Genomic DNA, 19714 nt, shown 5'->3' with positions numbered 1-19714 from the left:
TTATTCGCGCGGGAAACCGGCGCCCAGCGGCGCCAGCTGCATCACGCGGCTGGTCACCACCCGATTTTTACCGCTGCGCTTCGCCTCATATAACGCTTCGTCAGTCATGGCGATCGCCTTGTCCAGCGTCATGCCGGGCAGATACAGCGACACGCCGATCGACAGCGTGATGTGCGCTTCATCGTGGGCATTCAGCAAGAACGTCGAGCTCTCCACCGCGCTGCGAATGCGCTCCGCCACCCCACCGATGACCAGCGGATCGTAGCTGGCGGTGATCACCATAAACTCCTCGCCGCCGTAACGCCCGACGAAGTCCTCGTTGCGCACGCTGTTTTGCAGCAGCCGGCCGACGCTGGCCAGCAGCACGTCACCGGCCGGGTGGCCGTAGGTGTCATTGATCTTTTTGAAATCATCCAGATCGAGGATCATCAGCCCGCACGGGCGGCGTTCGGCGCGCTGCAGCATCAGGTGGTAATCGACGCTGGCGCGGTTGTTGATATGGGTCAGGCTGTCGGTCGTGGCGCGGGCGCGCATCGCGAAATAGGCGTAGATGTGGCGCTCTTTGAAATTCAGCGCATGGTAGCAAATCGCCAGGCAGAGCGCGGAAACCGCCTGGTACAGCAACACGTCCAGCCATAGCCCGCTCATGTCCACCAGCAGCCACACCACCGCGATGCGATACAGTGCGATGGCGCCGATCGTCAGGTAAAACACCCAGTGGGATTTCTTCAGCCACACGCGCGACAGCAGCAACGGCACCAGGATTGAGGCGATAAACAGGTTATCGACGGTGAAACCGCCGGTCAGCGCCATGGCGAACAAAAAGCTCACCAGCCCACTGATGCCGCCGCCGAAAAAAGTCACCAGGATCATCGGAATCATCGAAAAACTGTAGTGCACCTTATCGGTCAGCTCCAGCCGGTCCTGGCTTAAATACAGCACCGCCACCCCGGCCAACAGGCCGAATACGACGCGCTTCCACAGCGCAGAGCGATAGGAGAACGGCGCGTTTTTACTGAGAACGAAATAGCTTACCGACAGCGTGGCGTAGGTGATGCAGGCGTCGCTGTAAATGGCGGGAATGGACGCAATGTAGGTCATAAATAGTCAGCGGCTCCTCGGGATCGCCAGGGGTTGATATGCAGACGTTGAATAACGCATCCCTGTCGTCTCCGCTTCGGCGGCGGCTATTTTACACAGTCTATTAATAGAGTAGCAGTTCTATCTTATCGCCAAGCCGTCTATCTCACGATGCGCGCTTCAGGCTACTCTGTGCTTTGTGTTATCGGGGGAGAACCGCATGAATATCGACGATGAACTGCAGGCGCTCAGCGAACAGGAAGCGACGCTGGCCTTTACCCATTTTGACGCCGCCACCGCCTGGGAGCTGGGCGCGGCGCTGAAAACCGCCGCCGAGCGGCGCGGTCTGAGCATCGCCATCGAGATCCAACTGGCCGGGCAGACGCTGTTTTATTACGCCATGCCGGGCGCCACGCCAGACATCGCCGACTGGGTGCGGCGCAAGCGCAATCTGGTGAATCATTTTCACAAAAGCTCTTATGCTATCGGCCTGCGCCTGCAGCAGCGGCAAACGTCGCTGGAAGAGCGCTACGGGCTGAGCGTGCGCGACTATTCGGTGCACGGCGGCGCCTTCCCGCTCACTCTGACCGGCCTCGGCTGCATCGGCAGCATCAGCATTTCCGGCGCGCCGCAGAAGGAAGATCACCAGCTGCTGGTAAGCACTTTAGCCCACTTTCTCGGCTTATCCCTGCCCGCGCTCCACTAGCCGTTAAAACCTTGATTATTCCTTTCCTTTTCAGCCGCAGAATCTGCGGCTGACTTATCTGTTATCCGCATTTAGCGCCAAACAAAAGGGCGACTCTCTGATTTCCTGCGCCAAATTGACACAGGTCTGGTAATCCGCTGAACAAAAGGCGTATGGTATCTGTCACGTGACAAGACGGACCTCATCGGGCCCGCCATTCCTTTCACTTTTGAAGATTTGGTACGCACCGTAGATGAAAACGCATGAAATAAACAAAATTCGCCCCTTCAGCGCGCTGATAGACGCCTGCTGGCGGGAACCTTATAGCCTGGCGCGGTTGCTGAAAGACGCTATCGCCGGGGTGACGGTCGGTATTATCGCCATCCCGCTGGCGATGGCGCTGGCGATCGCCAGCGGCGTGCCGCCGCAGTACGGCCTGTATACCGCCGCCATCGCCGGGATCGTCATCGCCGTCAGCGGCGGTTCGCGCTACAGCGTCTCCGGCCCCACCGCCGCCTTCGTGGTGATCCTGTATCCGGTTTCGCAGCAGTTCGGATTGGCCGGCCTGCTGGTCGCCACGCTGATCTCCGGGGTGTTTCTGCTGCTGATGGGGCTGGCGCGCTTTGGCCGGCTGATCGAGTACATTCCGCTGCCGGTGACGCTCGGCTTTACCTCCGGTATCGCCATCACCATCGCCACCATGCAGATCAAGGACTTCTTCGGCCTGCAGCTGGCGCGCACGCCGGAAAATTACGTCGGCAAGCTGTACGCCCTGCTGCAGGCGCTGCCAACGCTGGATTTCGGCGATACCCTGATCGGCGCGGTGACGCTCCTGATCCTGATCTTCTGGCCCAAGCTCGGCCTGCGGGTGCCGGGCCACCTGCCGGCGCTGCTGGCGGGCACCGCGCTGATGGGGCTGCTGGCGCTGTTTGACCACCCGGTGGCAACCATCGGCTCGCGCTTCAGCTACCTGCTGGCCGACGGCAGCAGCGGCCAGGGCATCCCGCCGATCCTGCCGCAGCTGCTGCTGCCCTGGGATCTGCCGGGCGGCGGCGGGCAGCCGTTCACCCTGAGCTGGCAAACCGTTTCCGCCCTGCTGCCGGCGGCGTTTTCGATGGCGATGCTCGGCGCGATCGAATCGCTGCTGTGCGCCGTGGTGCTCGACGGCATGACCGGCAAGAAGCACAACTCGAACAGCGAGCTGATCGGCCAGGGTGCGGGTAACATCATCGCGCCGTTCTTCGGCGGCATTACCGCCACCGCCGCGATTGCCCGTTCGGCGGCCAACGTGCGCGCCGGCGCCACCTCGCCGGTGTCCGCCATCATCCACGCGTTGCTGGTGCTGTTGGCGCTGCTGGTATTGGCACCGTGGCTCTCTTACCTGCCGCTGGCGGCGATGGCGGCGCTGCTGCTGATGGTCGCCTGGAACATGAGCGAGGCGCACAAGGTGATTTATCTGCTGCGCCGGGCGCCGAAGGACGACATTCTGGTGCTGCTGCTGTGCATGTCGCTGACGGTGCTGTTCGATATGGTGATCGCCATTACCGTGGGCATCGTGCTGGCGTCGCTGCTGTTTATGCGCCGCATCGCCCGCATGACGCGGCTGAGCGAGCTGAGCGCCGGCGACGGCCGCCTGGTGCTCCGGGTGAACGGCCCGCTGTTCTTCGCCGCCGCCGAGCGCATCTTTACCGAACTGCTGGCGCGCAGCGAAGGCTACCGCACGATCGTGCTGCAATGGGATGCGGTTCCGGTGCTCGATGCCGGCGGCCTGAGCGCCCTGCGGCGCTTTATCGACGTGCTGCCGGCAGACAAAAAGCTGGTGATCACCGACGTGCCGTTCCAGCCGCTGAAAACCCTGGCGCGTGCGCGGGTGCAGCCGATCGAGGGCCGCCTGCAGTTCTACCCGACGCTGCCGGAAGCGCTGGCGGCCACCGGCGCCTAAACGTAAAAAAGCCCGACGAGTCGGGCTTTTTTTATGGCTACGAACGCTTAGTTGCTGGTATCCAGCTCCGGGAAGCTCTTCACCAGGTCGTCGATGGCTTTCATCTGCGCCAGGAACGGCTCCAGCTTGTCCAACGGCAGCGCGGACGGGCCGTCGCACTTGGCGTTTTTCGGATCCGGGTGCGCTTCGAGGAACAGGCCGGCCAGGCCAACCGCCATACCGGCGCGCGCCAGCTCGGCCACCTGAGCGCGGCGGCCGCCGGACGCGGCGCCGAACGGATCGCGGGTCTGCAGCGCGTGGGTCACGTCGAAGATCACCGGATGGCCGCCGGTCACGTTCTTCATCACGTTGATGCCCAGCATGTCGACCACCAGGTTGTCATAGCCGAAGTTGCTGCCGCGATCGCACAGGATCACCTGATCGTTGCCGCCTTCTTTGAACTTGTCGACGATGTTGCCCATCTGCCCCGGGCTGACGAACTGCGGCTTCTTGACGTTGATCACCGCGCCGGTTTTCGCCATCGCTTCCACCAGATCGGTCTGACGCGCCAGGAAGGCCGGCAGCTGGATCACGTCAACCACTTCGGAAACCGGCTGCGCCTGCGCCGCTTCATGCACGTCGGTGATGATTTTCACGCCGAAGGTTTTTTTCAGCTCTTCGAAGATCTTCATCCCTTCTTCCAGGCCCGGACCGCGGTACGAGTGGATGGAAGAACGGTTGGCCTTGTCGAAAGAGGCTTTGAATACGTAAGGGATGCCCAGTTTTTGCGTCACGGTGACGTAGTGTTCGCAGATGCTCATCGCCAGATCGCGCGATTCCAGCACGTTCATACCGCCAAACAGCACAAACGGCAGATCGTTTGCTACGTCGATATCGCCAATGCTAACCACTTTCTGTTTCATGCTTTCGCCTTTGTTAAGGTTGTAACCGTCGCCTTGCAAACTGCACGGAGTCATTGAATTAATGCAGCGTCACCTGTTTCGGCTCAATCGAGTGGATCTGTACTTTGATCACTTCGCTGACCGGGTCTTCAGGACACTGCTCGACAAAATAGTTGAGGTCGGAAATCGCGATATGGTTGCACTCCAGCTGGGCGTAAATCAGCCCGCGGTCGCGGATCTCGTACGGGTCTTCCGGATCGAAGCACAGCACCGTTTCGCTGGTGCGCAGCGCCATTTCCAGCTGCTTTTCTTCCATCAGGGCGGCCTTCAGCGTATCGAGCATCTTGCGCACCACCATGATGTTCTCCGACTCGTCGAGATCGTCGTCTTCCAGCTCGGCGCCCAGCCCCAGGTTGCCCTTGATCCACACTTCCAGCTGGTGCTCGCTCAGGGTTTCGCCGTTCAGCGGGTTGATCAGCCACAGCTCTTCGTCCAGCCAGTCGGCGCGCAGGATCAGCTGAGTGGGGAAAATCACCGGCAGCAGCGGCAGGTCCAGCGCGTTGGCGATATGCAGGAAGATAGTGCCCAGCGAGACCGGCGTGCCCTGCCGCGCTTCCAGCACCTTGTCCAGCCAGATGGCGTCCGACAGGCGGTACACGCCGCTGGCGCCGCCGAATCCCCAGGTCTTGTAAAACAGTTCGATGAGCGCATCCAGTTGCTGCTCCTGAGTGATATCGACCGGCACCGCCGCGCGCGCTTCGTCCACCAGCTGTTGCAGCTTGCGCTCCACGTCGGCAACCGGGAAATCGCGCCGCACCGACTGCGACACCAGGATCACCCCTTCGCTCAGCGGCGAGGCGTTAAATTCAAAATCAGCAATGCTACTCATAGGTATCCCATCAGAAACGGTATTTTCGTCGTGGCAAGTTTAATTATCAGGTACAGGCAGCCCAACGCCAGCACGAACGCCACGGTTCGCAGCCGCTGACTTTTGGTCTTCTTGCCCAATGCGACGTAGCCAAGCAGGATATAGATAATAACGCCAAACAGCTTCTCGGTCAGCCATGAGTCCATACCCAGCAGCGGATAAAACCCGAACGTCACCACCAGCGCGATGCCGCTGACGAACAGCAGCGTGTCGTTCAGGTGCGGCGCTACCTTGACCCAGCGGCGGCCCATGATCGGCGAGCGGCGCCACTGCCAAAAGAAACGCAGCACAAACAAGGTAATACTGATGGCGACCGTCAGCAAATGGAAATGTTTCAACGCGGTGTATGCAGTCATGATGCTCCCTTAAATGGCTCGGGCGTCGTTATTATGAGAGGCGCTTATCCCGGCCATTGGCCGAGCGTCACGCGGTCGTTGTCGCCATAATCACGGTGGGTGGCGACAGCGGAAAATCCGGCGGCCTGCAGCAGCGCACGCACGCTCTCGCCCTGCTGCCAGCCATGTTCCAACAGCAGCCAGCCCTGGGGCTGCAAATGGTGCGGCGCCTGGCGCACGATGGCGGCCAGATCCGCCAACCCACGATCGGCGGCGACCAGCGCGCTGCCGGGCTCGAAGCGCACGTCGCCCTGCGACAAATGCGGATCGGCGGCGTCGATATAGGGCGGATTGCTGGCGATCAGCGCGAAGCGTTGCCCCGCCACCGGCGCAAACCAGCTGCCCTGTAGAAATCGGACGTTGTCGATCTTCAGCTTGTGCGCATTGTGCTGCGCCAGCGCGACCGCTTCCGGCTGCACATCGACGCCGATAGCCGAACAGTCCGGGCGCTCGCTGGCCAGCGCCAGCGCGATGGCGCCGGTGCCGGTGCCGAGATCGAGGAAGTGGCAGGGTTGCGGCGGCAGGCGCGCCAGCGCCAGCTCCACCAGGCATTCGGTATCCGGGCGTGGGATCAGCGTTGCGGGTGAAACCGACAGCGGCAGCGACCAAAATTCGCGCTCGCCCACCAGATAGGCCACCGGCTCACCGCGTTCGCGGCGCGCCAGCAGCGTCTCCAGCTGCTGTTGCTGCGGCGGCGTCAGCAGGGTTTCACCGAACGCCATCAGGAAGGTTCTGGCCTTGCCGGTCACGAAACCCAACAGGATTTCCGCGTCGCGCCGGGCGCTGTCGCTGTGGGTCAAACGCGCGGCGGCGGCTTTCAGCCAGTGTTGATAGTCCATCACTCTTGCTCGGCGGACAGCGCAGCCAGCTGGTCGGCCTGATACTCTTGCACGATCGGTTGGATCAGCATGTCCAGTTTGCCTTCCATCACCTCGTCCAGGCGGTAGAGCGTCAGGTTGATGCGGTGGTCGGTCACCCGCCCCTGCGGGAAGTTGTAGGTACGGTTACGGTCAGAACGGTCGCCGCTGCCCAGCAGGTTGCGGCGCGTGGACGCCTCGGCCTGCTGGCGCTTGGCCATCTCGGCGGCGCGAATGCGCGCGCCCAGCACCGACATCGCCTTGGCTTTGTTTTTGTGCTGTGAACGCTCGTCCTGGCACTCCACCACGATGCCGGTCGGCAAGTGGGTGATGCGGATCGCCGAGTCGGTGGTGTTAACGTGCTGACCACCGGCGCCGGAGGAGCGGAAGGTGTCGATTTTCAGATCGCCCGGGTTGATGTCCGGCAGCTCGGCTTCCGGCACTTCCGGCATCACCGCCACGGTGCAGGCGGAGGTGTGGATGCGCCCCTGGGACTCGGTTTCCGGCACGCGCTGCACGCGGTGGCCGCCGGATTCAAACTTCAGCTGGCCGTACACGCCGTCGCCGGAGACTTTGGCGATCACTTCTTTAAAGCCGCCGTGCTCGCCTTCGTTGGCGCTCATTACCTCGACGCGCCAGCGGCGGCTTTCCGCATAGCGGCTGTACATGCGGAACAGATCGCCGGCAAAGATCGCCGCCTCATCGCCGCCGGTGCCGGCGCGCACTTCGAGGAAGCAGCTGCGCTCATCGTCCGGATCTTTCGGCAGCAGCAACACCTGCAGCTGCTGCTCCAGCTCTTCGCTGGCCGCCCGCGCCTGTTTCAGCTCTTCCTGCGCCATCTCGCGCATCTCCGGATCGTCCAGCATCATTTCCGCCGTCTCCAGATCCTCCTGCACCTGACGCCATTCCAGGAAGCAGCGGCTGACGTCGGTCAGCTGCGCGTATTCTCGCGACAGCGCGCGGAACCGGTCTTGGTCGGCGATAACGCCGGCATCGCCGAGCAGCGCCTGCACTTCTTCATGGCGCTCTTGTAACGCTTCCAGTTTGGCAACAATAGAAGGCTTCATGCGTGGTAATAAACCCTGTTAATAGAGAAAACTAATGCTGATCCAGCCCGAGGCTGTCGCGTAATAACTGCAACCGCTCCACGTCGCCGTCGCCGGCGGCCTGCTGGAGGGATTTGGTGGGGGCATGAATAAGACGGTTGGTCAGTTTATGGGCCAGCTCGTGAATAACCTGCTCCACGTTGGCGCCCTGCGCGATGGCGGCCAGCGCTTTGGCCTCCATCTCTGCGCGAATTTGGTCGGCCTGCGAACGGTAGTCGCGGATGGTTTCCACCGCGCCCTGCGAGCGCAGCCAGGCCATGAAGTTGGTGCTTTCCTGCTGCACGATCGACTCCGCCTGCACCGCCGCCGCTTTGCGCTGCGCCAGGTTGCTTTGAATGATGGCGTGCAGATCGTCCACGCTGTAGAGATAGGCGTTGGCCAGTTTGCCGACTTCCGGTTCGATGTCGCGCGGTACGGCGATATCCACCAGCAGCATCGGCTGGTTGCGGCGCGCCTTCAGCGCGCGCTCCACCATCCCCTTACCGATGATCGGCAGCGGGCTGGCGGTGGAACTGATGATGATGTCGGCGTCCGCCAGGCGTTCGTCGATCTCCGGCAGGGTGATCACCTCCGCGCCGACCTCGTCCGCCAGCAGCTGGGCGCGCTCGCGGGTGCGGTTGGCGATGATCATGTGCCGCACTTTGTGTTCGCGCAGGTGGCGCGCCACCAGCTCGATGGTTTCACCGGCGCCCACCAGCAAGACGTTGAGATCGGCCAGCGATTCGAAGATCTGGCGCGCCAGGGTACAGGCGGCAAAAGCCACGGAGACCGCGCTGGCACCGATGTCGGTTTCGGTACGCACGCGCTTGGCGACGGAGAAGGATTTCTGGAACAGACGCTCCAGCTCGCCGGACAGCGACTGGCCGCGTTGCGACTCGGCGAAGGCCTTTTTGACCTGCCCGAGGATCTGCGGTTCGCCCAGCACCAATGAGTCCAACCCGCTGGCCACCCGCATCAAATGGCTGACCGCGTCGTTGCCCTGATGCCAGTACAGGCTTTTCTTCACCTCTTCCGGGCGCAGGTTGTGGTAGGCGCACAGCCAGGCGACCAGCTGCTCGTGCATGTGTTCCTGCTGCTCTACGCTGAGGTACAGCTCGGTGCGGTTGCAGGTGGACAACACGACGCCGCCCTGCACCAACGGTTGTTGGAGCAAGCTGGTCAGCGCCTCATCGATGGACTCTGGCGAGAAGGTCACCCTTTCACGCAGAGAAACCGGAGCGGTTTTGTGATTTATACCTAACGCCAGCAGGGTCATTGCTTCGAGTAATACTTCTGTTGGTACGGGTTCTCGTTGAACGGCATTCTACTTGATGCGCAGGATCAATAAAAGTAACAACCGCATCTTCCGTTCAATCATTGCCATAGACGGCATCAATCGATGAATAATTAATAAATACAGTGAGATGATTTATAATTTGACGACATAACATACTGAATTTTAGCGCAGGATGCGATCTCCCGCACAGGATTCGGTAAAACCTGCAGGTTATCCGCTTATAATCCGCGCGTTTACCAACCCAGCGTGCCGCAACGGTAGGAGGGATCCAGGATAAAAGAGACCTGCTGGCAAAAAACCTGCTTGGCCTGAAAATAAAAAAATACCGCGCCGGCAAAGCACAGAAGCGAAATGATTATCCGCGCCGCAATCTTCATTCGATTATTTCCCGCAACAAAAACCCCCGGCAGCATAGCGAGGTAAACATCAACCAAACGCTAACGGCGGTCACCCCGCCGTATCGAAAATTGTTGCCCCCGGACAACGGCACGAAACGATTGTGTTAATCTTAATGACGCCCCAATGCGCGTACCGGGTTGGCATTGCGCCGGTAAAAGCGGCAAGATTCAACGCGATGCAGCAAAAAATTGACGCGCCGCCGCCGCCCCGTTAGCGTGAGCGCTGAATCCGGGTTTCGTCGCGCATGCCCGCAAGGACAAAAGGACAAGAGAAAGTTATGCCAATACGCAAAGTTAGTTTGCTCCGTCTGATCCCGCTGGCTAGCCTGGTGCTGGCCGCCTGTACCACCACTAAGCCGACCGGCCCGGCCACCAGCCCGACTTCTCCGCAGTGGCGCGCCCATGAGCAGGCGGTGCAGCAGCTCAGCACCTATCAGACCCGCGGCTCCTTCGCCTACTTGTCTGATCAGAAAAAAGTCTACGCCCGCTTCTTCTGGCAGCAGTTCTCGCCGGAGCGCTACCGTCTGCTGTTGACCAACCCGCTGGGCAGCACTGAAATGGATCTCAACGTGCAGAAAAACGTGGTGCAGCTGACCGACAACCAGGGCAAACGCTACGTCAGCGACAACCCGGAAGAGATGATCCGCAAGCTGACCGGCATGGCGATCCCGCTGAACAACCTGCGCCAGTGGATGCTCGGCCTGCCGGGCGAAGCCAACGATTTTGCGCTGGATGACCAATATCGCCTGAACAAGCTGACCTATCAGCAAGGCGGCCAGACCTGGAAGGTGGATTACCAGGGCTACAGCAACGAGGTGCAGCCGACGCTGCCGAACCGTCTGGAGCTGCAGCAGGGTGAGCAGCGCATCAAGCTGAAGATGGATAACTGGACGCTCAAATGATTCGCCAGTGGCCCTCCCCCGCGAAACTCAACCTGTTTTTGTACATCACCGGCCGTCGTGAAGACGGCTATCACCTGCTGCAGACGCTGTTTCAGTTTTTGGACTACGGCGACACCCTGACCATTGACCCGCGCCAGGACGACCGCATTCATCTGCTGACGCCGGTCGACGGCGTGCCGGACGAACAGAACCTGATCGTGCGCGCCGCCCGCTTGCTGCAGCGCTATTGCGATGAGCGCGGCCTGCAGACCGCACCGCGCGGCGCCGATATCAGCATCGACAAGCGCCTACCGATGGGCGGCGGCCTGGGCGGTGGCTCCTCCAACGCCGCCACCGTACTGGTGGCGCTCAACGAACTGTGGCGCTGCGGTCTTGGCGACGACCAACTGGCCGAGCTGGGGCTCAGCCTCGGCGCCGACGTGCCGGTGTTCGTGTGCGGCCACGCCGCCTTCGCCGAAGGCATCGGCGAGCGTCTGCAGCCGGCCGAGCCGCAGGAAAAGTGGTATCTGGTGGCGCATCCCGGCGTCGGCATCCCGACACCGGTTATCTTCGGTGACCCCGAATTGAAAAGAGACACCCCGGTTCGCTCCTTAAGTGAGCTGTTGCAGGCGCCGTACGCAAATGATTGCGAACCGATCGCAAGAAAACGTTTTCGCGAGGTTGAACAGCTTCTTTCATGGCTGTTAGAATACGCCCCGTCACGCCTGACTGGCACAGGTGCTTGTGTGTTTGCTGAATTCGACACAGAAATCGCCGCCCGTCAGGTGTTAAATCAAGCCCCGGAGTGGTTGTGTGGTTTTGTAGCGCGCGGCGTTAACGTCTCCCCACTACATCGCATTCGTTCCGGGCGGTTTGAGTCGTAGCTCAACGTTTCGCTGCGCAGGGTCATGCACACCTGGCCCTGTTATCCCTGCGCTGCCTGCGGTCTCAATTTTAGTTTTACATACCCGTATGTATATTGCGCCGGCGTCGCCAACTGCCCCTTGGCGATGTCGTATGACAATATCTTCTCTGGACGCAAGCCTGAGGTTCTTCTCGTGCCTGATATGAAGCTTTTTGCTGGTAACGCCACCCCGGAACTAGCACAACGTATTGCCAACCGTTTGTACACCAGCCTTGGTGACGCCGCTGTAGGTCGTTTTAGCGACGGCGAAGTGAGCGTGCAAATCAACGAAAATGTACGCGGCGGTGATATTTTCATCATCCAGTCCACCTGTGCCCCAACCAACGACAACCTGATGGAACTGGTTGTGATGGTCGACGCCCTGCGTCGCGCCTCCGCAGGTCGTATTACCGCCGTTATCCCTTACTTCGGCTATGCACGCCAGGATCGCCGCGTGCGTTCCGCGCGCGTGCCAATCACCGCCAAGGTGGTTGCCGATTTCCTCTCCAGCGTAGGGGTTGACCGCGTTCTGACGGTGGATCTGCATGCTGAACAGATTCAAGGCTTCTTCGACGTACCGGTAGACAACGTGTTCGGCAGCCCGATCCTGCTGGAAGACATGCTGCAGCAGAACCTGGAAAACCCAATCGTGGTTTCCCCGGACATCGGCGGCGTCGTGCGTGCTCGCGCCATCGCTAAACTGCTGAACGACACCGACATGGCCATCATCGACAAACGCCGCCCGCGCGCGAACGTTTCTCAGGTGATGCACATCATCGGTGACGTGGCAGGCCGCGACTGCGTGCTGGTCGACGACATGATCGACACCGGCGGTACCTTGTGTAAAGCGGCTGAAGCGTTGAAGGAACGCGGTGCCAAGCGCGTATTCGCCTACGCGACGCACCCGATCTTCTCTGGCAACGCCGTGGACAACATCAAGAACTCGGTGATTGATGAAGTGATCGTCTGCGACACCATTCCACTGTCGCCGGAAATCAAGGCACTGAAAAACGTTCGCACTCTGACCCTGTCCGGCATGCTGGCTGAAGCCATCCGCCGCATCAGCAACGAAGAGTCGATCTCTGCGATGTTCGAGCATTGATTCGTCGTCTTTCCGGTGCGGCGCCCACCGTGCCGGAAAGATAGCGAGCCCGACAGCAGAAAAAGAAAAACCCGTTGGTGCGTGAGCAACAACGGGTTTTCTACTCGTAGTCCAACATGACCTCAGACCTTAATGCATGGCAGATATTCCCTTGCCCTGCTCTTGCTTCCCTTCTGATTTTTTAATCAATGCGACGAACGATGTTGGTCGTTACGGCACCGTTTATCAAAGTGTTTTACCCACCAGTAGCGATCCGCTACCTGCTCGCGACCGCCGATACGCGCGCCTACCAGCCACAACAGCGCGCCGACGAAGATACTCATGATGGCGCCGTGGGCGAAAAATTGCGGTAAATCGAACTGGGATACTTCAGCAATAATGGAGTATCCGACACCACCGATCATCACGACCAGGCCCAGCCCCATAAAAAAGTTGCCCATTCTGTCCGCGTTTCTACGTTTCATATGCCACCTCCATGATTGCCATGTGCCAACCGGGATAACGCTGCAACTTGTTAACCCACTTTGATAAGTTAAGTATAGTCCTTGTGGCGGCAAGGGGATTGCGGAGGCGATCACAAATGGTAAAGAATTATTGACACTTCTTAACACGCCGCTGAAAATTAGCGGACAAATTGAATTATTCAGCTAATGAATCATTCGTCTTTCTTACCTAAGGCGACGGCGGAGATCGGATTTTGTCATTCGCCGCCCCGGCAGGTAGACTAAGGCCCTTTCCATTACCCTGATCATAGCGAATCTCCCAGTGAGCAGTATTAAATTGATAGTCGGCCTGGCCAACCCGGGCGCGGAATACGCCCAGACGCGCCACAACGCCGGCGCCTGGTACGTCGATCTGCTGGCCCAGCGCCACAATCAGCAGCTGAAAGAAGAGAGCAAGTTCTTCGGTTACACCGCCCGCTTGAACCTGGCGGGCAACGACGTGCGCCTGCTGGTGCCGACCACCTTCATGAACCTGAGCGGCAAAGCGGTGCTGGCGATGGCCAACTTCTACCGCATCGAGCCGAACGAGATTTTGGTGGCGCACGACGAGCTGGATCTGCCGCCCGGCGTGGCCAAAATCAAGCTCGGCGGCGGCAACGGCGGCCACAACGGCCTGAAAGACATCCAGAACAAGTTCGGCAATAACCCGAACTTCTACCGCCTGCGCATCGGCATCGGCCATCCGGGCGACAAGAACAAGGTGGTGGGCTTCGTGCTCGGCAAACCGCCGGCCGGCGAGCAGAAGATGATTGACGAAGCGATCGATGAATCGCTGCGCTGCACCGAGATGCTGATGAAGGACGGGCTGGAAAAAACCGTTCAGCGCCTGCACAGTTTCAAGGCGCAGGCCTGAACTTTGCCGCAGCGGGCGCCCTGCCCGCTGCCGGCTTCTAGCCGCGTGGGTTGAAGGTCTCCTCGCTCACGCGGCGGTCATCGGCGGCGAATCCCTCTTCCGCCACGTAATACTGCGGATCGTCCAGCTCATGGCTGCAGAACGGCCCGGCGCGCTTGAGCAGGCGCACGCAGTCACCGCTCAGGTGGCGCAGACGAATGCTTTTCCCCGCCGCCAGATAACGCGCCGTCAGCTTATCTATCGCTTCTACGCCGCTGGAATCCATCACCCGGGTGCCGGCAAAATCCAGCACCACGTTCTGCGGATCGCTTTGCGGCTCGAACAGCTCGGCGAAAGCCGCGGCAGAGCCGAAGAACAGCGGGCCATCCAGTTGATACACCGCCACGTCGCCCGTCACCTGCCGCTGGCGCACGCGAATGCGCGCCTGCTGCCAGGCGAACACCAGCGCCGAGATAATCACCCCGCTGATCACCGCCACCGCCAGATCGGTAAAGATGGTGATCAACGTGACGGCGACCATCACCAGCGCGTCTGCCTTCGGCATACGGCGCAAACGGCGCAGCGAACTCCATTCGAAGGTGTTGTAACACACCACCAGCATGACCCCGGCCAACGCCGCCACCGGCAGCAGGCCGATATAGCGCGACAGGCTGACCACGAACAAAATCAGCAGGATAGCGCCCACCGTGCCGGAGATGCGCCCGCGCCCGCCCGAGGTAAAGTTGATGATCGACTGACCGATCATCGCACAGCCGGCGAAGCAGCCGAACAGGCCGCACACCGCGTTACCGGCGCCCTGCGCGATGCTTTCACGGTTGCCGTTGCCCTTCTTGCCGCCCATTTCATCCAGCACCGTCATGGTCAGCAGCGATTCAATCAAACCGACCAGGGCGATCACCACCGCATAGGGCAGCACCACCCGCACCATCTCCAGGGTAAACGGCGCCGTCGGCAGACTGAAGTGCGGCAGCGCGCCGGAAATGTCCGCCAGATCGCCCACCCGCAACGTATGCAGATTGAGGCCGATCGCCAACGCCGAAACCACCAGCAGCGCCGCCAGCGAAGACGGAATGGCTTTGGTCAGGCGCGGGAACAGCACCACCACCGCAATCGCCAGCGCCACCAGGCCGTACATCAGCGGCCCCTGCCCGGCGATCATCTTCAGCTGCGCCAGCATGATGACGATCGCCAGGCCATTGACGAAGCCGTGGATCGCCGGCAGCGGCACCAGACGAATGAACTTGCCCAGCCGGAAGGCGCCGATCAGGATTTGAATCCCCCCGGCAAACAGCGTGGCCCACAGCACGTAACCCATGCCGTACTGCGCCGCCAGACTCATCAGCACCACCACAATGGAACCTGCGGCGCCGGAAACCATGCCCGGCTTGCCGCCGAACAGCGCCGTGACCAGGCCGATAATAAACGCGGTATGTAAACCGACGATCGGCGAAAGACCGGCGACCAGCGAAAAGCCGACCGCCTCGGGGATCATCGAAACCGCCACCACAAAGCCCGCCAAGACTTCATTTTTAACGTCCGCGATCCTGACGTTACTCCGGTTAAACATGCATTATTCACTTATGACAGATGACATCATCTCCCCGCGTAGCGGGTATGGGGTACCGCAAGGGGCGGCAGACTGCAGGCGGGCACAGCTCAGGGTGGCGTAGGCAAGAAATACATCCGGCGCGTTTCCTGTCGGTTAATCGGAACGGCCAGTATGGGTAAATGTGATCCAAATCTCAATCAAAAACCGGTCGCCCGCGCTGCATTCGCCCCGGCCAAGCAAGTCTGATCGAGATAAACGCCCATTACGTGTATAATGGCGGCATTATTTTGCCCTTTATGCAGTTGGTTAAATCTAACCGACTGATAGTTAAGATATTTAAGGTGATTACAACATGGGATTCAAATGCGGTATCGTCGGCCTGCCTAACGTAGGCAAATCCACCCTGTTCAACGCGTTGACCAAAGCGGGCATCGAAGCAGCCAACTTCCCGTTCTGCACCATTGAACCGAACACCGGTGTGGTGCCGATGCCCGATCCGCGTCTGGATAAGCTGGCCGAGATCGTCAAGCCGCAGCGCATTCTGCCGACCACCATGGAATTCGTCGACATCGCCGGCCTGGTGAAAGGCGCGTCCAAGGGTGAAGGCCTGGGCAACCAGTTCCTGACCAACATCCGCGAAACCGAAGCCATCGGCCACGTGGTGCGCTGCTTCGAGAACGACAACATCATCCACGTCAACAACAAGGTCGATCCCGCCGAAGACATCGACGTGATCAACACCGAACTGGCGCTGTCTGACCTGGACACCTGCGAGCGCGCCATCCACCGCGTGCAGAAGAAAGCCAAAGGCGGCGACAAAGACGCCAAAGCCGAGCTGGCGGCGCTGGAGAAATGCCTGCCGCACCTGGAAAACGCCGGCATGCTGCGCGCGCTGGATTTGAGCGACGAAGACAAAGCGGCGATCAAATACCTGAGCTTCCTGACCCTGAAGCCAACCATGTACATCGCCAACGTCAACGAAGACGGCTTCGAGAACAACCCGTACCTGGACACCGTACGTAAAATCGCCGACGCCGAAGGCTCCGTGGTGGTTGCCGTGTGCGCCGCCGTGGAATCCGACATCGCCGAGCTGGAAGACGAAGATCGCGACGAGTTCATGGCCGAACTGGGCCTGGAAGAGCCGGGCCTGAACCGCGTGATCCGCGCCGGTTATGAGCTGCTGAACCTGCAAACCTACTTCACCGCCGGCGTGAAAGAAGTGCGCGCCTGGACCATCCCGGTCGGCGCTACCGCCCCGCAGGCGGCCGGCAAGATCCACACCGACTTCGAGAAAGGCTTTATCCGCGCGCAAACCATCGCCTTTGACGACTTCATCACCTACAAGGGTGAGCAAGGCGCCAAAGAAGCCGGCAAAATGCGCTCAGAAGGTAAAGACTACATCGTCAAAGACGGCGACGTGATGAACTTCTTGTTTAACGTGTAACGGTTTTTCGCGTAATTCACAGGCCTCAGCAGCTATTGCGGCGATCACAAATGTTTTAAATCAATTCATTGTGATAGAAATGCAGCTGCTGAGGTCATTTTTCGTTCATCCGCTTACGGGGAAAGCACAGGAGGTATTCGTATTCAATTGTGCAAGGTTTTTTCATATCGTATGGGAAGCTTGCATGCGCAAGCCTGTCCCCCAGTTCGATGAGGCAACGAGATTCTAAATAAGTGCCGGTCTTTCCCGGCTGTCAGCAATTAACCCTAGGTTTTCGATTTGCGCCTTATTGCGCCCTAAGATTGCCAGTCTTTCCCGGCTGTCATTCATGCCAATGAATCCCTAAGAAATTCGGAAACTCACCAGAGCCCCCCAGGCGACACGAATCGTGCTCATTGACCCTGTTGTCACTTTATTGAGTACAGTTTTCCAAATGCGACGGTGTTAACAATTACGCACCATCTTAAGGATGTCTTTTTCATTCAACCAATAACAGATCTCAATAGAAGACATAACACATTCGTATAGGTATAAAGCCATCAATTGCGATAAGGCATTACGATAGAGCTCAATTATCCGCCCGAAAGGTGTCGATACTGTATTCACCCAGCGTTGGCACCGACGAATCGCTTTCCGGCAAGCCTCGGGAAAACTTCACCGGGAAGCCGACCTGAATAGCCTGCTGCCCCGGTAATACCTTCACGGAGCCACGTGACAACACGTGCGGATCCTGGAACAGTTCATTGGCACTGAGTGCCGGAGAAAAAGGGAGGTCGTGGTCGGAAAAAATGCGCGTCCACTCCCCCAAAGTATGGCTGAGAAACATCTCCTTAAGCAGTGTGTTCACCTCCTGCTTGTGGCCCTGGCGCCCCATACGCTCGGCAAAGCGTTCATCCCGCAATAGTGGAAAAGCGTCCCCCAACACTTCTCCCAGCGTTATCCAGAATTTATTTTCGAGAATGCCCATAGCCAGGTAGCGGCCGTCACTGGTCTCGAATAGGTCGTTTTCGGGCATCACCGTCGGCGAAGCCATCGGGTCGTCCTCAAAGCCACGGGTCATCCAGGCCATATGGGCAGTCCAGGACAAAATGGCATCATGCACCGAGACATCCAGGTGCTGGCCAATCCCCTGCTGGCGAGCGCTCATGATCGCCACCGACAACGATAAGGCGGCGTAGGCTGAAGCCGCATAGTCGGAAAGGCGAACCTTGGGTCGAGCAATCTTGTCTTCAACCTGTACCGGAATTGACCAGTACCCGGCCAGAGCGAGGTAATTCAGGTCATGGCCGGCATGGGAAGCGTAGGGGCCGGTCTGACCAAAACCTGAAATCGAACACAGCACAATAGCCGGATTGACCTTGGCAAGATCCTCATAGCCAAGCCCCAGACGCTGCATGATGCCGGGACGAAACCCTTCGACCAAGGCGTCGCAACCTTTCACCAGTTCGAGAAATGCGGCTTTGCCAGCCGGTTCCTTTAGATCCAAGGCTATGGAACGTTTTCCCCGATTAAACTGTGCAAAGACGGCGCTGCCTAACCCGCGGGAGCTGTCGCCGATGCCAGGTTGTTCGACCTTGATGACTTCGGCCCCCAGCTGCAACAGCAGTGAAGTGGCGTGGGGGCCGGGCAACAGTTGACTGACATCGATAATCTTTACATCTTTGAGGCAGGACCAGTCTGGTTTCTTCATATCGTGCTCCATGTCATAGGAATTCACCCGCCGAACTTCAGACGGTTGTCAGAACGGAAAATAAGGCGAGAACCGCTAGCAGCACCGAAGAGAATGAAAGCACCAGCACCGGTCGTGGATTGCAGGTTGGAATGCGCCCGGCGATACCGAGAAGGCCGCGACGGTAGCTGAGGCGCTGCTCAACGAGTGCCAGCAAAGCGAGCAACGCGGTTACGAAGACGAGTGCTGTAACCAATGGTGAGTGGTATTGCAGGCAGCGAAAAGCCATGCAAATCACCAGAATCAACTGAATCTGCGTACGTTTCCAGGCCAGCGAGGTGCGTTCCGGTTGCAATCCGGCATCGCTCATCGTTGCCCCCAGAACATCGCCATCACGCCGACAATCAGTGCCGCGCAGCTCAATGACAGCACCGGCGTAAACAGTGACATCGGCAACGCGGCCTGTTGCCGCAGTGCTCTTTCAACGCTTAACCAGCGGTAAAAGGCGCTGAGACTGACGATCAAACTCAGGCTCAGCAGACCCACGACCAACGTTTGTTTAGCACCGGGGCTGAACATCTCCAAAGCAAAAGCCTCCACGGCAATGCCGGAGGCTAACAGCGCTAATGCAGTACGGATCCAGGCCAGGAACGTGCGTTCGTTGGCCAAAGTAAAGCGTGGATCCGGCTCTTGCCCCTGGCCAAGTAACCGCCGGGTTAAGGCAGAAGGGAAATCGGTCGGCTTCATGCAGCGTATTCCATTGTGATCCTGTGCAAAACACAGATAAAGATAGCCAGGCTGTATTGCATAAAATGCAATAAAAGGGTCATATAAAAGCCATAATAGAATTTTAGTCATCCCCGGAGCGCGGCACCAAGATCGTCGTTCAATACAGTCCATAACTTGCCGGCATGGCGCGGAGTTCTTCGATGACACTCAAACAATTACGATATCTGGTGGCCATCGCCGAAGCCGGAAGTTTCTCCGCAGCGGCACGCCGATCCTATATTGCGCAACCGGCACTCAGCAGACAGATAAACCTGCTGGAAAGCGAGCTGGAGATTCAATTGCTTGAACGCGTGCATGATGGCGTCAAGCTGACCGATGCCGGGCGACGCCTCTATGAGATCGCCCGTTCGACGCTACAAACCATCGATTCCGTAAAGGATGAACTGGAATCGACTAAGGGCAACCCAAAAGGTCGAGTGGCCATTGCTATTCCCGTGACTGCATCGGCGCTTCTCTTGCCATTGATTATTGA

The 19714-nt window shown here is 59.2% G+C and carries 21 protein-coding genes; 8 read left to right on the top strand and 13 right to left on the bottom strand.

The window, feature by feature from the left end:
- Positions 1-1101, bottom strand: a complete 1101-nt coding sequence (locus WCL58_RS12925; protein ID WP_049202546.1) for a GGDEF domain-containing protein — start codon at positions 1099-1101, stop codon at positions 1-3.
- A gap of 199 nt (positions 1102-1300) precedes the next feature.
- On the opposite strand from WCL58_RS12925, the gene WCL58_RS12920 reads away from it, so the two are divergent.
- Both WCL58_RS12920 and dauA read left to right on the top strand, forming a co-directional pair.
- Positions 1301-1786: a heme-degrading domain-containing protein gene (locus tag WCL58_RS12920; protein ID WP_060440173.1), complete on the top strand. Its 486-nt coding sequence runs from the start codon at positions 1301-1303 to the stop codon at positions 1784-1786.
- A gap of 232 nt (positions 1787-2018) precedes the next feature.
- Positions 2019-3707 carry a C4-dicarboxylic acid transporter DauA gene (dauA, locus tag WCL58_RS12915; protein ID WP_336851253.1) on the top strand — a complete coding sequence of 563 codons (1689 nt, stop codon included), beginning with the start codon at positions 2019-2021 and terminating at the stop codon, positions 3705-3707.
- Positions 3708-3754: 47 nt separating this feature from the next.
- Here dauA and kdsA read toward each other — a convergent pair whose 3' ends face one another.
- The 7 genes from kdsA to WCL58_RS12880 all read right to left on the bottom strand — a co-directional run bounded on the left by kdsA (position 3755) and on the right by WCL58_RS12880 (position 9527).
- Entirely contained in the window at positions 3755-4609 is an 855-nt protein-coding gene (kdsA, locus tag WCL58_RS12910; protein ID WP_038872048.1) for a 3-deoxy-8-phosphooctulonate synthase, read from the bottom strand.
- A 58-nt stretch (positions 4610-4667) separates the two neighbouring features.
- Positions 4668-5477, bottom strand: coding sequence for an invasion regulator SirB1 (sirB1, locus tag WCL58_RS12905; protein WP_038872030.1), 810 nt, complete (start codon positions 5475-5477; stop codon positions 4668-4670).
- Entirely contained in the window at positions 5474-5875 is a 402-nt protein-coding gene (locus WCL58_RS12900) for a SirB2 family protein (protein ID WP_170310367.1), read from the bottom strand. Before WCL58_RS12900 ends, sirB1 begins: the two co-directional genes overlap by 4 nt.
- A gap of 41 nt (positions 5876-5916) precedes the next feature.
- Positions 5917-6750: a peptide chain release factor N(5)-glutamine methyltransferase gene (prmC, locus tag WCL58_RS12895; RefSeq protein WP_060419374.1), complete on the bottom strand. Its 834-nt coding sequence runs from the start codon at positions 6748-6750 to the stop codon at positions 5917-5919.
- Entirely contained in the window at positions 6750-7835 is a 1086-nt protein-coding gene (gene prfA / locus WCL58_RS12890) for a peptide chain release factor 1 (protein ID WP_033638166.1), read from the bottom strand. Before prfA ends, prmC begins: the two co-directional genes overlap by 1 nt.
- Before the next feature lie 31 nt (positions 7836-7866).
- Positions 7867-9129: a glutamyl-tRNA reductase gene (hemA, locus tag WCL58_RS12885; protein ID WP_033638164.1), complete on the bottom strand. Its 1263-nt coding sequence runs from the start codon at positions 9127-9129 to the stop codon at positions 7867-7869.
- A gap of 254 nt (positions 9130-9383) precedes the next feature.
- A complete protein-coding gene (locus WCL58_RS12880) occupies positions 9384-9527 on the bottom strand; it encodes a hypothetical protein (RefSeq protein WP_154618166.1) in 144 nt (47 codons plus the stop codon).
- Positions 9528-9826: 299 nt separating this feature from the next.
- Here WCL58_RS12880 and lolB point away from each other — a divergent pair, with 299 nt between their 5' ends.
- The 3 genes from lolB to prs all read left to right on the top strand — a co-directional run bounded on the left by lolB (position 9827) and on the right by prs (position 12435).
- Positions 9827-10450, top strand: a complete 624-nt coding sequence (gene lolB, locus WCL58_RS12875) for a lipoprotein insertase outer membrane protein LolB (RefSeq protein WP_084826372.1) — start codon at positions 9827-9829, stop codon at positions 10448-10450.
- A complete protein-coding gene (ispE, locus tag WCL58_RS12870) occupies positions 10447-11313 on the top strand; it encodes a 4-(cytidine 5'-diphospho)-2-C-methyl-D-erythritol kinase (RefSeq protein ID WP_336851252.1) in 867 nt (288 codons plus the stop codon). The genes lolB and ispE overlap by 4 nt, the downstream gene beginning before the upstream one ends.
- 174 nt (positions 11314-11487) lie before the next feature.
- On the top strand, positions 11488-12435 hold the full coding sequence (prs, locus tag WCL58_RS12865; RefSeq protein ID WP_004941061.1) for a ribose-phosphate diphosphokinase: 948 nt from the start codon (positions 11488-11490) through the stop codon (positions 12433-12435).
- A gap of 185 nt (positions 12436-12620) precedes the next feature.
- Here the strand turns inward: prs and ychH are convergent, their stop codons facing one another.
- Positions 12621-12899 carry a stress-induced protein YchH gene (gene ychH / locus WCL58_RS12860; protein WP_025160276.1) on the bottom strand — a complete coding sequence of 93 codons (279 nt, stop codon included), beginning with the start codon at positions 12897-12899 and terminating at the stop codon, positions 12621-12623.
- A gap of 301 nt (positions 12900-13200) precedes the next feature.
- Here ychH and pth point away from each other — a divergent pair, with 301 nt between their 5' ends.
- Entirely contained in the window at positions 13201-13791 is a 591-nt protein-coding gene (gene pth / locus WCL58_RS12855; protein ID WP_028128042.1) for an aminoacyl-tRNA hydrolase, read from the top strand.
- A gap of 37 nt (positions 13792-13828) precedes the next feature.
- Here pth and WCL58_RS12850 read toward each other — a convergent pair whose 3' ends face one another.
- Complete coding sequence (locus WCL58_RS12850) at positions 13829-15358, bottom strand: SulP family inorganic anion transporter (RefSeq protein ID WP_336851251.1); 1530 nt, start codon at positions 15356-15358, stop codon at positions 13829-13831.
- 334 nt (positions 15359-15692) lie between these two features.
- Between WCL58_RS12850 and ychF the strand changes: the two genes are divergently transcribed.
- A complete protein-coding gene (ychF, locus tag WCL58_RS12845; protein WP_049211448.1) occupies positions 15693-16784 on the top strand; it encodes a redox-regulated ATPase YchF in 1092 nt (363 codons plus the stop codon).
- A gap of 568 nt (positions 16785-17352) precedes the next feature.
- On the opposite strand, the gene WCL58_RS12840 is transcribed toward ychF, so the two are convergent.
- Genes WCL58_RS12840 through WCL58_RS12830 form a run of 3 tightly spaced genes read right to left on the bottom strand, consistent with a single transcriptional unit; the run spans position 17353 to position 19200 of the window.
- Positions 17353-18474, bottom strand: coding sequence for a CaiB/BaiF CoA transferase family protein (locus tag WCL58_RS12840; protein ID WP_336851250.1), 1122 nt, complete (start codon positions 18472-18474; stop codon positions 17353-17355).
- 37 nt (positions 18475-18511) lie between these two features.
- The gene (locus WCL58_RS12835) at positions 18512-18823 is read right to left on the bottom strand and encodes a DUF202 domain-containing protein (RefSeq protein ID WP_141958959.1); all 312 of its coding nucleotides are present in this window, start codon (positions 18821-18823) and stop codon (positions 18512-18514) included.
- Positions 18820-19200 carry a YidH family protein gene (locus tag WCL58_RS12830; RefSeq protein ID WP_336851249.1) on the bottom strand — a complete coding sequence of 127 codons (381 nt, stop codon included), beginning with the start codon at positions 19198-19200 and terminating at the stop codon, positions 18820-18822. Before WCL58_RS12830 ends, WCL58_RS12835 begins: the two co-directional genes overlap by 4 nt.
- 182 nt (positions 19201-19382) lie before the next feature.
- Here WCL58_RS12830 and WCL58_RS12825 point away from each other — a divergent pair.
- A partial coding sequence (locus WCL58_RS12825; protein WP_336851248.1) for a LysR family transcriptional regulator occupies positions 19383-19714 on the top strand: 332 nt, incomplete at its 3' end.

The organism is Serratia sp. TMDUHS_CL, from assembly GCF_037137105.1.
Classification (GTDB): domain Bacteria; phylum Pseudomonadota; class Gammaproteobacteria; order Enterobacterales; family Enterobacteriaceae; genus Serratia; species Serratia nevei.
The sequence above is the reverse complement of the archived record's forward strand: the minus strand, read 5'-3'. Positions and strand labels throughout refer to the sequence as shown.